The sequence below is a fragment of the Nocardia sp. NPDC046473 genome (genome assembly GCF_040645995.1).
Classification (GTDB): domain Bacteria; phylum Actinomycetota; class Actinomycetes; order Mycobacteriales; family Mycobacteriaceae; genus Nocardia.
In genome coordinates this window covers 60,193-73,647 of the sequence record NZ_JBEYZJ010000016.1, presented here as the reverse complement: position 1 = coordinate 73,647, position 13,455 = coordinate 60,193, and the positions used below count along the sequence as shown (strand labels likewise).

The following is a 13,455-nucleotide window of genomic DNA, read 5'->3' as shown; positions in this document are numbered from 1 at the left end:
ACTCCCGTACCACCGCGCACGTCCCGTACCACCGCGCACGTCCCGTACCACCGCGCACGTCCCGTACCACCGCGCACGTCCCGTACCACCGCGCACGTCCCGTACCACCGCGCACGTTTCGTGCGGGCGCGCATGAAATCGCTGGCTGAATCAAGCGCGGCGTGCAACCTCTTGCGCGGCACGAGCACTACCTCGCGCTCGAATCCACCCGCCATTGCACACATCTCGCGACGACGCGCATCTTCCATGCAGCTGCGTACAACATCGCTGACTGAATCGTGCGCCGCCAGCGAAAACGTGCGCAGCACATGGTGCTGCCTCGCAGTCGACGCCGGCCGACCATCGCCCAGGTCTCCTCACGCGCGCACGTTTCGCGCAGCCGCGCACGAAATCGTTGGATAAATCGTGCGCGGCCGGCGAAAACGTGCGCGGGGTGCTGAGAGGTCAGGGTTTGCGGAGGGCGGACATGAACATGGCGTCGGTGCCGTGGCGGTGGGGCCAGAGTTGGGCGGTGGGGCCGTCGCCCACGTCGGTGACGCCGGGGAGGAGGTCTCGGGTGTCGAGTTGTTCGGCGCCCAAGCGGCGGACGGCGTCGGCTACGACTACTACGGTTTCCGAGAGGTGGGGGGAGCAGGTGGAGTACAGGAGGACACCGCCGGGGCGGAGTAGATCCCATGCGGCGGTGAGCAATTCGCGTTGCAGGGTGACCAGTTCGGCGACGTCGGCGGGGGTGCGGCGCCAGCGGGCCTCCGGGCGGCGGCGGAGCGCGCCGAGGCCGGTGCACGGCGCGTCGACCAGGATGCGGTCGTAGCCGGGGGTGAGTCCGCTGTCGCGGCCGTCGGTGACGTGGACGTCGACGGGCAAGCCGTGCACGGACTTTCGGACGAGTTCGGCGCGGTGTTCGGCGGGCTCGACCGCGTCGACGTGGAAGCCGTCGATCGCGGCGAGGGAGCCGAGCAGTGCGGCTTTACCACCTGGTCCGGCGCAGAGGTCCAGCCAGCGGCCGCCGTCCGGCCCGTTCAGTGGCGCACGGGTCAGCGCGAGTGCGACGAGCTGACTGCCTTCGTCCTGCACACCGGCCATGCCTTCGCGAACCGGCTCGAGTTTGCCGGGGTCGCCGCCGTCCAGATAGACCGCATAGGGCGACCATCGGCCCTCTTCTCCGCCGGTGACCAGCGCCAATTCCTCGGCGGTGATTTCACCGGGCCGAGCGACGAGGTGGACCGCAGGCCGCGAGTCATCCGCAGCCAGCGCGTCACGCAGCTCTCCCGCCCGTGCGCCGAGCGCATCGGCGAAGGCTTGCGCGATCCACACCGGATGCGCGAATTCGAACGCCAACCGCCCCACTGGATCCTGCGGCGCGAGCTGCTCCACCCACTCCTCGACGGTCTTCTCCCCCGCGCGCCGCAGCACCGCGTTCACGAATCCCGCTTTGCCGGCACCGAATTCGGCGCGCGCCAGCGCCACCGAGGTATCCACCGCCGCGTGCGCCCCGATCCGGGTCCGCAGCAACTGATAAACCCCCAGCCGCAACACATCCAGCAACGCCCCGTCGATCTCCGCGATCGGCCGCCCCGCCCCCGCCTCGATCACCGCATCGAGCAGCCCACGCGAACGACACGCTCCGTAGGCGAGCTCAGTCGCCAACGCCGCATCGCGCCCACTGATCCGCCGCTCCCGAAGCAGCCCCGGCAGCACAAGATTCGCGTACGCATCCCGCTCCCGCACCGCCCGCAACACATCGCGCGCAACGAGCCGAGGCGCGTCGACGGAATCGCTGGCAGTAGGACGACCACCCGAAGCCGATCCCCGATCCTTCGGGCCGCCACCACGTTTCGCCGACGAAACCGGCCGCCCCGCGGTATCCGCTGAACGCGAACCCTGCGCAGGCTGCCCGCTCCGACGTGGTGCCGACCGACCCGCGCCCGCACCACCTTTCGCCGATTCCGCACCGCGTCCAGCACCCGAACGCCCAGCAGAACTTTCGGCCGACCGCGCACTACTCTGCGCAGACTGTCCGCCACGCACCGCCGAACTATCGGCCGAACGCGAACCACCCTGCGCCAACTTCCCGCCACGCACCGCCGAACTATCAGCCGAACGCGAACCACCCTGCGCCAACTTCCCGCCACGCACCGCCGAACTATCGGCCGGACGCGAACCGCCCCGCGCGGACTGTCCTGCGCGCGCCGATGCCGAACGCCCAGCCGATCGATCGGCCGAACGTCCCTGCGCCGATCCACCCCCAGCGGATTCCGACCGGCCTGCGGTCGAATTCGACGATGCCGCACGACGCACCGGGCGATCGCCGCTCGGCTCCTCGGCCCGGTTCCACTTCGCCTGTGCGGGACGCTGATTCGTGCCGCTGGGCCGTCCACGCGAGTCGTCGCGCCGTGGCGCGGACTGTCGCGGAACGTCTCCCGCACGAGCACTGTTCGTTCGTACCCCCGCTTTCCCGCGCGCGGATTCGGCACCGTTCGATCGATCGTTGCGCGACCGATCCGAGTCACGAGACTCGTTGCCGCGCTTGCGTTCCGGGGGCGTCATTCGACCACCACGCCCGGCCCGAAACCGGCGTCGACAGCCCGGTCGACTAGTGAGACTTCGTACCGTGCTGACATGCTCCACCGCTCTCGTTGAGGTCGCGGCGCATCGCCACGGATATCAAGACTGCTGGCCACCTTCGGCTGCGCTCGAGACACGCTGATCCGACGATCGACGACCGCCACTCCACCGCACCCGTCCCCAAAAACGCTCCACGACAACGGCGCGCCGAAATCACCACGCCTCACCTGCGGCCGCGCCGGAGCCGTACCGTTCGACCGATCGATGAGCGTCAGTCCAACGGACCCAGCTGAAAAAGCTCTCCGCGACTGGGATCGGGCGCAATCACCGCCACCGGTCTTCGGCTGCGCGAGGGTCCTGCTGTCAAGACGATCGAGGATCGTCACTCGACCACCGCGCCTGGCTGCAGTCGCGCGCCGCGGGCCCAGTCGAGGGCCGCCATCATGCGTTTGCCTTGCGGCTGAACCTGGTCCAGGCGGATCGCGGTGGTTGCGGTGCCGACGTAGACGCCGGATTTGCGGACCTCGATGGTGCGTGGTGGCAGCGTCTCCTCGACCAGTTCGACCGGACCGAGCTTCAGTCGATTGCCGTCGACGGAGGTCCATGCACCGGGTGCCGGGGTGACGGCGCGGATGCGGCGGTTGATGGCGAGCGCGGGCAGGTCCCAGCGGATGTGCGCGGCGTCGGCGGTGATCTTGGGGGCGTGCGAGACACCCTCGGTCGCCTGCGGAACCCCTTGCAGCGTCCCGTTTTCCACGCCGTCGAGGGTCGCTTCGAGGAGCTGGGCGCCGCTGATGGCGAGCCGGTCGAGCAGTTCGCCCGCAGTGTCGGTGACGGCGATCTTCTCGGTCACCATGCCGAACACCGGACCGGTGTCGAGCCCGGCCTCGATCTGAAAGGTCGACGCGCCGGTGATCTCGTCGCCCGCGTCGATCGCGGCCTGCACCGGCGCCGCGCCGCGCCAGGCGGGCAGCAGCGAGAAGTGCAGGTTGATCCAGCCGAGTCGGGGGATATCGAGCACTCGTTGTGGCAGCAGCGCGCCGTAGGCAACCACCGGACAGCAGTCGGGAGCCAATGCGGTGAGCTGTTCGATGAACTCGGGTTCGGACGGTCGCCGCGGCGTCAGCACCGGAATCCCGTGCTCGTCGGCCAGCAGCCCGACCGGCGACCTCGTCACCTTGCGCCCGCGACCCGCGACGGCGTCGGGCCTGGTCACAACAGCGATCACCGCATGGTGATCGGATTCGATCAACCGCCGCAGCGACGGCACCGCCGGTTCCGGCGTGCCCGCGAAGACAATGCGCATCAACGCCCCCGTCCGAACGGACCGGCCTGGCTCGTCCCACTGCGTATACCCACTCCGCCGGCTGCCGTCCCCCCGGCCGACCGCGACGGCCGTGCCGTCACACCCGCACTGAACCAATCGGATTCACGAATGGTCCGCATCGCGGCCTTGCGCGCGGCGGGGTCCAGTCGATCGAGGAACAGCACGCCGTCGAGATGATCGGTCTCGTGCTGCACGCACCGGGCGAGCAGCCCTTCGGCGGTGAATTCGACCGGCGCACCGTGCATGTCGACACCGGTCGCCCGCACCCGCAGCGCGCGCCTGGTGTCATAGCGCACACCGGGAATCGATAGGCAGCCCTCGGGCCCGACCTGTTCCTCGTCGCCGACAACTTCCCACTGCGGGTTCACCAGATGCCCCGCGGCGTCATGAGTGTCGTACACGAAAACACGCAACCCCACTCCGATCTGCGGTGCGGCCATGCCGACGCCACCATCGTCGTGCATGGTGTCGGTCAGGTCGGTCACCAGCTGCTGCAGTTCCCGGTCGAATTCGGTGACCTCCGCCGCGCGGGCACGCAGAATGGGATCGCCGAACAGGCGAACAGGCTGAATGGTCACGGCAAACTCCCGGAAGCGGACGAACACGGTCGTCTCATTCTAGTGAGACGACCGAATGTCCCCGATCCACCAGCCCGAAGCTGGTAGAACTCCAGTGCGGTCGGACGGGGTGCGTTGTCCTCCGTCCGGCCGCCCGTTCAGGAGTTGCCTGCGATGATCACTTCCGGAATACCGGTGCCGAGCATCACCGGACGGCACACCGGCGCCGGACTGCTGGGATCCAGCACGTTCAGCAGCAGCTGCTGCACGAACGGGTCGTAGACCATGTGGAAGTGTCCGGTCAGGTCGACCGGGCAACGATCCTGCAGCGAGATGTTCTCCGCGCCGGGCCCGCGCAGGGCGATATTGCTGTTCGGCTGGATCATCTCGTCGACTTTGCTGCCGATCGTCGTGTACTTCGGGCCGGGCACGGTGTCGCCGCCCGCGTTGAGCTCGGTCATCACCGCCGAACCCTGCGCCTGTTGGATCGCGGCGAGCGAGGTCACCCTCGCGAACGCCTGCAATCCGCCCGGCACCGCCTCCACGATGGGCACCAGTCCGTACATCACCCCGCCGTAACTGGGCGACGCCAGGCCGACCCACTTGCCGACCTTCGGCGCGCCACCGAGCTTGTTGGTGTAGAACCGGGTAACCGAGGCGCCCTGGGAGAATCCCACCAGGTCGACCTGGGTGGCGCCGGTGGCGGTCAGCACCTGGTCGACGAACTCGCCGACCTGGTACGAGCTGAGCACCACGTCTTCGGTGCCGTAGCTGTCCGCCCCCGGGCTACCTCCGTAGTTGAGCGCGAAGACGCAGAATCCGGCGGCGGCGAGTTGTGGCGCGATGGCCGAGTAGTCCGAGTAAGCACTGGAGTCCGTGCCGTGCGCGAGCACGACCGGCCGCGGGTGGGCGACGGTCGGCTTGCAGCCGAAGTTGTTGGTGCCCAACGGAACCGCGTTCTTGTGCGTCTTCAGGTAGGCTGCCGCGCCTAGGTGATCGGTTTGCGGCGGTCCGGGCTGGGTGGGGATCTCAGGCGAGCGGTAACCGGACGGCGCGGCCTGCGCCGCACCGGTACCGAGCATTGCTACTACGGCAAGTGCGGCGACCAACATCCCCCTACCCAAGTGTGAAATTCCCCAAACCCACAAACCCCGGAACTGTCGCATCTCACAATGATCTACTGAACCCGCCCCAAATGCGCGCTCCAACGGGGTGTTTCACACGCCGTTACTTTTCGGGGGTCTCGTCCTCGGCCAGGATTCGGTATAGCGACTTCCTGGTCTCGGTGAGCAGCTCCGCAGCCTTGGCCGCCTGCCCGGGCGTACCTGCCGCCGCGACCTGGGCCACCGCGCCCATCAGCTGACCGACGAGTTCCCGCAGGTCGATGGCCTGCGCGCCGACGTCTTCCTTGACGTCCGCCCACGGGTCACCCAGATCTTCCTTGTGTTCGGTGACGTAGGTGGTGCCCGCCTCGGTCAGCTGAGCCGTCTTGCGCCCGGCGACCTTTTCGATGAGGACCAGGCCCTCGTCCTCCAGCTGTGCCAGCGCGGGGTAGATCGACCCCGGGCTCGGACGCCAGACGTCGTCGCTGCGCTCGCGAATTTGCTGAATGAGCTCGTAGCCGTGCATCGGCCGCTCGGTGAGCAGCAGCAGGACCGCCGCCCGCACGTCGCCGCGCCGGCCACGACCGCCGCGGCCTCGACCGCGACCGAAATGCGGTCCGAAGCCCGGCCCGAAACCTGGGCCGAAGCCCGGTCCGAAGTCGGGACCGTGTCCGTGCCGTCCGCCGCGGCGGAGTCGCTGACGAGGATCGAAGTCCTCGCCCTGACGCTGCCAGGGGCCGCGCCGTCCAAATTCTCGATGTCCTTGGTTTTCCATGAGGTAAGCCTCCTCAGGCTCTCGTGTTCGTTTCATGTTATCGACGATATATCGTCAATGCATCGAACGCAAGGGTCGGTTCGAGAATTCCTGAGCGCCCGGCGGCTCACGCCACGAGCGAATCGATCCAGCGCGTCAGCCGGCCCCCCTCCGCCACCATCAGTTCGGGGTCGCGGAAGGTGTTGGTGAGCAACGAGATTCCCTGATAGGCGGCGATCAACGCGACAGCAAGCTCCTTGGCGTCGGCGCGCCCCATGGCCGCGAATTGCCCCTCGACCCAGTCGACCAGCTGCCGCATGACGCCGGCGAGCTCGCGGTCCAGACCATCGGCCCGCTTGTCCAGTTCGGCGGCAAGAGTGCCCGAGGGACAGCCGTATCGAGCGGCCGTCTCGCGCTCGTCGACCCAGCCGCCGATCAGCGCTTTGAGCCGATCCTGCGGGGTCGGCAGCTGCTCGAGCAGGCCGAGCAGGACGCCCAGCGTCTGCTCATGGGCGCCGATCGCGGCGCGGACCAGCTGGTCCTTGGTTTTGAAGTAGTAGTAGACGTTGCCAACCGGGACGTCGGCGGCGTGCGCGATATCGGCGATGGTGGTCTTCTCGACCCCCTGCTCGTGGAACACGCGGGCCGCGGCCGTACCGAGTCGCTCGCGTTTACCACCCTTCGGGCGATCTTGGGCTGCTGAGTTAGTCACTTAACTAACTATAGACATGATGCGGGTTCGTCGGATAACTTCATTTAAGTCAGCCAACTAACTTAATGGAGTGAGCAAGATGATCGTGGTTACCGGAGCAACTGGAAACATCGGCGCACACCTCGTGCGGAAGCTCGTCGCGGCGGGTCACGAGGTCACGGCGGTCTCCCGTGGCAGTAAAGCGGCCGCGTGGCCTGAGGGTGTGCGTTCGGTGGTGGCCGACCTGGCCGATCCGGACAGCCTCGCCCCTGCCGTCGCAGGTGCCGACTCGCTGTTTCTGCTCATCACCGGCGAGCAACTGGTGAGTGGTCCGGATCCGGAGCGGGTGCTCGAGGTCGCCGAGGCGGGTGGTGTTCGACGGGTGGTGTTCGTGTCTTCCCAGGGCGTGGGCACCAGGGCAGGGGCCGCAGGCTACGCGCGGCTGACCGCCTACGAGGAGGCCATCCAACGGTCCGGCCTGGACTGGACCATCCTGCGGCCTGCGGGTTTCTACTCCAATACATTTGCGTGGGCAGAATCCGTGCGCGCTGAGCGGACGGTCGCGGCACCGTTCGGAGCGATCGGTTTGCCGTCCATCGATCCGGCCGATATCGCCGAGGTCGCGGCCGCCGCATTGTCCGAGGACGGGCATGCCAAGCAGATCTACACGCTCACCGGACCTGCTCTGAGCACGCCGCGGGATCAAGCCGAGGCGATCGGCGCCGCGCTCGACGCACCCATCCGATTCGTGGAATTGACTCGGGTGCAGGCTTTTACGGGGATGTCGCGGTTCATGCCCGAGCCAGTCGTCGAGCACACTCTGTCGATTCTCGGCGAACCGACCGTCGCCGAGCAGGAGATCAGCCCGGACGTGCAGCGGGTGCTCGGCCGGCTGCCCGCGAGTTATGCCGAATGGGCACAACGCAATCGGGCCGCCTTCGCCTGATCGTTGCTATCCCGACAGGTCGAAGACTCGAATGTGCTGCTCCCCGTCGCGATCTCGGACGTCGATGCCGAGTTCGAGCAGTTCCTCATCGAGTTCTTCGACGTCGAGAGGTTTTTCGTCGGCCAGTGCGCGCCGACGGGCGCGCAGGACGGCGTCGACGGCCTTCCCGGTCTCGGGTCGGCCTTCGACCCAGCGCACGTAGTCCGCGCCGAACGGGTCGTTCTGGTCCAGCCAGGGATAGCCGTGACCGCGGAAGGCGTGCTCGATGTCGTTGCGGCTCAGGTCATTTGCGCCGAATCGCGCGAGCCTGCGTTTGTTCCGATCGGTAAGCATCAGGTCGGCGTCCTCGCGGAACACGGCGGCGACGTGCCTGCGTGGGACATGCTGCGCGCGCCCCTCCTTGACCAGCTCGACATAATCGTCGGCGATGGTGATGGTGAGGCTTTCGGTGCGGGCGGCCTCGTAAAGCACAACGCCCGCAACGGTTCCGACGAGCGTGGTGACCAGCACGAGCCACCCCGTCGGCACGCTCATCGCGAGCTTGATCGGGCCGGGGCTGCCGTCGAACGTATCGGATACCCAGCGGCCGACGGGATGCACGACGAAACCGATGCCGCAGCCGATGACGAGCCCGCCGACCGCGAACAGCCAGGCCCACACGGTGGAAAAGCGCAGCACAGTGGGCGCGGAGGTGGTCGTCATGGGTGCTCCGTTTCGATCGGTCGCAGCAGCCGGGACACGGTCGCGCGCACCAGCGGGCGCGGGTCGTATGGGTCGGCCGGGTCTGTGTTGAGAAACGCGCCGTCGACGACGGCGAGAATCCAGCGCGCGGTTTCCATGGGTTCGAAGCCAGGGTCGATCTGCCCGGCGCTGATGCCGCGCTCGAGCAGTGCGGCGAGGGCCTCGGCGCTGAGTCGCGCGTCGTCCAGCACGATCGTCGCCAATTCGTCGTCGTGACCGAGGCGGCGCAGCAGCTCGAACATCAGCCCGGGGGCCGACGGGTCGAGCACCTCGCCGGCCAGCCCGTCGACGATGTCGAGAATGGCGTCCAGGCAATCGGTTCGGTCGAGGTGGCGCGCGATGAGTTCGGTGTGCGCGGGAATCGACAGCTCGAAGATCGAGCGGAAGACAGCGGCCTTGTCCTTGAAGTAGTAGAAGACGCTGCCCGAGCTCAGCCCGGCGGCGCGGGCGATCTGGGTGGCCGTGGTGCGTTCGTAGCCGTGCGTGGCGAACTGTTCGGCCGCGGCCACGGTGATGGCGCGGCGACGTTCGGCGACACGATTCGGATCGACAGTGCGGGCCATGCGGCGATATTATCATTAACTGATCGGCCAGTTAAAGAATTACTTTTGGCACTGATTGCCGACGTTGACAGGTCGTGGATATCAGCATCGAGACACAAACCCAGACCGCGCAACGACTTCGGCGGGTCATCGCGGCCGCGGAGCCCGACGTGCATGCGGGAATCGCCGCTGGCTGATCCGCCGCAGTTGACCCCGCGCACGCTCGCAGTAGTGCACGACGCGCAGAGTTGGAACGCGCTCGTCCCGTTCGCCGAGGGAGATCGAGGCGGTGCGCGCGTTCTAGAAGACCGGGGTCGTGCGGGCGCTGAGTTCGCACTTGTTGCCGAACACCTTGCGCCAGTCGACCTGCTTGCCCTGCCAGGTGCCGGTCACCGCGGCGTCGACCGGTTCGAAGACCTGCACGCAGACGGCCGTCGGATCACCGGTGAGCTTGTCGAAATCGCCACCCACCGCCGCCAACGCCTTGCAAGCCGCCTCGGCGTTGGCATGGTCGCCACCGGTCGGCTCGCAGGTGAGCGTGACGTGCGTCGGCGTCGATCCCGGAGCCGCCGGCGTGACAGTCAGGTTCAACGTGGACTTCGCCGGCTTGGGATCATCATCGGAACAGGCCGCCAGCCCGAGCCCAACAACCACAAGGCACGCGGTCGCGAAGGTGCGGCGGAGCAAGGGTGTCGTCATCCATCCACTCAATCACGACGTCGGGCGCGCGCCCGTGAACTGCAGGCTAACTCGCCGCATGACACGCCGCAGACCTGCCGAAACGGTGCGTGCAGCAGAGGGCCTGGACAGTAGCGACCGCCGGGCCGAGGGTGCACCGGCCCATAGACCCTCCATACGTCGCACAGGTACTGGACGGATGGCCTGTGCGACGCATGGACCGTCTGTGGGACCAGCTTCGCCGACAGGCTGGCGGCGATTGAGGTACCGGGTCAGCCGATGTCGACCAGGTCGATTTGGACTCGCCGCGGGGCGTCGGAGCGATGGGTGCTGCGGATGGCTTGGGCGGCGGTCAGGGCGCGGGCCAGGGCGGCGCCGGACTTGCGGTCGACGCGCAGCAGGATTCGCTCGACCTCGGCGGGGGCGTCGCACGAAGGGAACGGCTTTGCCCGCGCCGACAGCTGGTCGCACCGGTGCCCAACACCTCAGTGTCCGCAGGAAGCTCTGTGGCGGAAAGCAATTCGGCGGTGAGTGGGCGGAACCGGGGTCAGCCGATGTCGACCGGGTCGATTTGGACTCGTAGTGGGGCGTCGGAGCGGTGGGTGCTGCGGATGGCTTGGGCGGCGGTCAGGGCGCGGGCCAGGGCGGCGCCGGACTTGCGGTCGACGCGCAGCAGGATTCGCTCGACTTCAGCGGGGGCGTCGCCGGAGGAGAACGGCTTGCGGGCGCCGATCGGCAGTGGCACCGGGCCGAGCACCTCGACGTCGGGGGGAAGGTCTGTGGCGGAGAGTAATTCGGCGATGGAGTCGGAGGTGCCGTCGACTGCCGCCATCCGGACGGACGGCGGGAAGCCGACCTCGGCGCGGGATGCGTACTCGACTCTGGCGTGGCCGACCGGGTCCCAGCGGACCAGCGCCTGCACCGTGGGGATGCCGGGATCGGCCATCACGATGACCTGGCCGCGCGACCGGACCAGGGTCGCGGCGGTCATCCAGCGGCGCAGCGCATCCTCGGAGGCTCGCAGGTCGGCACGACTGAGCAGGGCCCAACTGTCGAGCAGCAGCGCAACTCCGTAACCGCCGGGCAGGACCGGTTCGGCGCCGACCGTCGCGACCACCACCTGCGGACCGGGTTCGACTGTGTCGAGCATCGCGCCGCCACCGGACCCGCGAATCGGCACGCCGGGGAATGCCCGGCCGAGTTCCTCCGCGGTGCGGGTCGCGCCGATCACCACGGCGCGCAGGGCCCGCGAACCGCAGGACGAACAGCGGAACGCCGCCTCGGTGATGCCACACCAGCGACAGCTCGGACTGTGTGCGGCATCGCCCTGCGAATCACTGTGCCGCGCACGACCATCCGGCAGCGCAAGCGGCCCGTTGCAATGCCTGCACCTGGCGGGAGTCCGGCATTTCGCGCAGGCCAGCGACGGGACGTACCCGCGACGCGGCACCTGCACCAGCACGCCCGCTCCTTCTTTCAGCGCGGCCCGCGCAGCCGCATAAGCCACGCCGGGAATCCGGACCGCCCGCGCGACCGGATCCCGCTCCATCGCAAGATCGGTATCACCGGGCACGCTGATCCGCGGCGCGGCATCGCGCACCACCATCCGGTCCGCAACCAAGTCGTGCGCCCAGCCCGACTCGACAACCGCCTGAATCTCCGCAGTCCGCGCGAACCCGGCCGCGACAAACGCAGCCCCCGTCTCGTGCGACCGCAGCATCGCCACCTCCCGCGCATGCGGATACGGCGACCGCGGCTCAGCGTAAGTGTCGTCACCGTCATCCCAGATAGCAATCAGCCCAAGGTCTTTCGCAGGCGCGAACACCGCACTCCGCGTCCCGACCACCACCCGCGCCGTCCCCCGCAACACCGCCAACCACCGCCGATACCGCGCCGCCGGCCCCAGCCCAGCCGACAACCCCACCGCCGAATCCCCCAGCAGCCGACTACATTCCGCCAACACCCGATCCAGATCCCGCTGATCCGGCACCATCAAAATCGCACTACGCCCCTGCCCGACCACCGCCTCCGCCAACTCCGCCAACCGCCGCGGCCAGTCCTCCCCCGGCAACGCCTGCCAAGCCGCCCGCGGCCCCTTACCCCCAGCCAGCGCAGTCAGAAACGCCGGGCCGTGAATGTACCGCCCCCAAGGCCCCTGGTCGGCGAAGCCGGCAGCCTGTTGGCCGTCGTCCAACCCGGCCGCTGCCCCCGACCCACCACCGCCATCCCCCGAGCCCGCTGCCGACCCGGGCTCGCCACCATCCTCCGCGTCAGCCGCCACCGAGCCGCGCTCGCCGTCGCGGCGCCCTGAGCCCGCCGCCTTGCTCGCATCTGCCGCCGAACCGGCGACCCCTGAAACACCTACGAGCCCCTCGCCATCCGAGGATGCCGATTCCGGCCGCCGCGCCACGGAACTCTGCACATCCGACAATGCAGGCTGAACCCCTTGCGCCGCTGCGGCGCTGATCGCCTCAGCCGACGACACCGACTCGCGACCGCCACTGTCCGCCGCTCGACTCGCGTCCACCGCCGACACCGCGCCAGGCTCACCGCCGATATCCCGCGTGCCCGCGGCAATACTTGTAGTCGCCGTCTTACTCGCTGCTGCCGCCGAACCGGCAACCACCGCATCATCTTCGGGCCCCTCGCCATCCGAGGATGCCGATTCCGGCCGCCGCGCCGCATGACTCGACATGTCCGACGATGCCGGTTGGACCCCTTGTTCCGCTGCGGCGCTGGTGGACCGCGGCGCCGATACCGGCCCGTCACCACCGTCCGCTACGTCCGCTGCCGAGTCCGGCCCGCCACTACCAACGCGAGCGTCGTCCCCCGTACTCGTTTCTGCCGATGTACTGACAACTTCCGAATTCGATGCGCTCTCCTCGGCATTCGAGGATGCCGGTTCCAGTCGTGCGTCTGCGGAAGTTGGCACGTCCGGCGATGTGAGCGAATCCGCTTGCTTCCCTGCGGAACTGGCGGAATCTGACGTAGCTGTGGCGGAACTCTCATCAACGGCGCGATCATGCAGCGTCGAATCAGCCTCGACGCCAGCAGAATCCGCGGTCGAAGACACCACGTCGGGCAACTGGTCCGGCGGCACGGCACCATCCACGCCTGACTGCGCGGGCGCGTCTTCTTGCGTCGTCATAGGCTCCGCTGCGGAGGCTGCGAGCGACCTACCGTCGACTGTCCCATGGACTGCCGCCGAATCAGCTTCAGGCCCAGTGGAATCGGCAGTAGAAGTCACTGATTTCGGCGACTTCGCCGAGCGCATTGGCGCATTCACGCCTGGCGGCGCGGACTGGACACGTTGCGGGTCAGCCGAATCCGCCGGATCCGAGGTAGTAGCGCGTGGATTCGAATCGGTCGCCGGTTCGCGCGTCGCCGAATCAGGTTTGGCTTCAGCGGAATCGGCATTCGCGGGTGTCGCCTCGGACGGATGCGTCGAGCCGGCCGCGTCATCCGCCTCGGACGATCGGTCCGGGTTCTGTCGAGTCTCCGTGGCGCTAGCGGCATCGGATGCGGCAGGGCCTTCCGGCGATGCCTCGTTC

10 protein-coding genes and 1 pseudogene are annotated in these 13,455 nt (G+C 68.2%); 1 reads left to right on the top strand and 10 read right to left on the bottom strand.

What is annotated here, in order from left to right; all coding sequences use genetic code 11:
• Positions 1-444 precede the first annotated feature (444 nt).
• From ABZ942_RS42835 to ABZ942_RS42810, 6 genes and pseudogenes are all read right to left on the bottom strand, one after another.
• Positions 445-1,770, bottom strand: a pseudogene (locus ABZ942_RS42835) (transcription antitermination factor NusB); the annotation flags it as partial.
• Between the two features lie 1,177 nt (positions 1,771-2,947).
• The gene (gene fmt, locus ABZ942_RS42830; RefSeq protein ID WP_357392010.1) at positions 2,948-3,871 is read right to left on the bottom strand and encodes a methionyl-tRNA formyltransferase; all 924 of its coding nucleotides are present in this window, start codon (positions 3,869-3,871) and stop codon (positions 2,948-2,950) included.
• Positions 3,871-4,470: a peptide deformylase gene (def, locus tag ABZ942_RS42825; protein WP_357392009.1), complete on the bottom strand. Its 600-nt coding sequence runs from the start codon at positions 4,468-4,470 to the stop codon at positions 3,871-3,873. The genes fmt and def overlap by 1 nt, the downstream gene beginning before the upstream one ends.
• Before the next feature lie 137 nt (positions 4,471-4,607).
• A complete protein-coding gene (locus ABZ942_RS42820; RefSeq protein ID WP_357392068.1) occupies positions 4,608-5,531 on the bottom strand; it encodes an alpha/beta fold hydrolase in 924 nt (307 codons plus the stop codon).
• A gap of 145 nt (positions 5,532-5,676) precedes the next feature.
• On the bottom strand, positions 5,677-6,327 hold the full coding sequence (locus ABZ942_RS42815) for a PadR family transcriptional regulator (RefSeq protein ID WP_357392067.1): 651 nt from the start codon (positions 6,325-6,327) through the stop codon (positions 5,677-5,679).
• 106 nt (positions 6,328-6,433) lie between these two features.
• The gene (locus ABZ942_RS42810; protein WP_357392008.1) at positions 6,434-7,018 is read right to left on the bottom strand and encodes a TetR/AcrR family transcriptional regulator; all 585 of its coding nucleotides are present in this window, start codon (positions 7,016-7,018) and stop codon (positions 6,434-6,436) included.
• A gap of 79 nt (positions 7,019-7,097) precedes the next feature.
• Between ABZ942_RS42810 and ABZ942_RS42805 the strand changes: the two genes are divergently transcribed.
• Entirely contained in the window at positions 7,098-7,943 is an 846-nt protein-coding gene (locus tag ABZ942_RS42805; protein ID WP_357392066.1) for an NAD(P)H-binding protein, read from the top strand.
• A gap of 6 nt (positions 7,944-7,949) precedes the next feature.
• Here the strand turns inward: ABZ942_RS42805 and ABZ942_RS42800 are convergent, their stop codons facing one another.
• The 4 genes from ABZ942_RS42800 to ABZ942_RS42785 form a co-directional block, all read right to left on the bottom strand.
• Complete coding sequence (locus ABZ942_RS42800; protein WP_357392007.1) at positions 7,950-8,645, bottom strand: hypothetical protein; 696 nt, start codon at positions 8,643-8,645, stop codon at positions 7,950-7,952.
• Positions 8,642-9,247, bottom strand: coding sequence for a TetR/AcrR family transcriptional regulator (locus ABZ942_RS42795; protein ID WP_357392006.1), 606 nt, complete (start codon positions 9,245-9,247; stop codon positions 8,642-8,644). The genes ABZ942_RS42800 and ABZ942_RS42795 overlap by 4 nt, the downstream gene beginning before the upstream one ends.
• A gap of 279 nt (positions 9,248-9,526) precedes the next feature.
• Complete coding sequence (locus tag ABZ942_RS42790; RefSeq protein ID WP_357392005.1) at positions 9,527-9,925, bottom strand: SSI family serine proteinase inhibitor; 399 nt, start codon at positions 9,923-9,925, stop codon at positions 9,527-9,529.
• Between the two features lie 526 nt (positions 9,926-10,451).
• Complete coding sequence (locus ABZ942_RS42785) at positions 10,452-12,530, bottom strand: primosomal protein N' (RefSeq protein WP_357392065.1); 2,079 nt, start codon at positions 12,528-12,530, stop codon at positions 10,452-10,454.
• Positions 12,531-13,455: the final 925 nt, after the last annotated feature.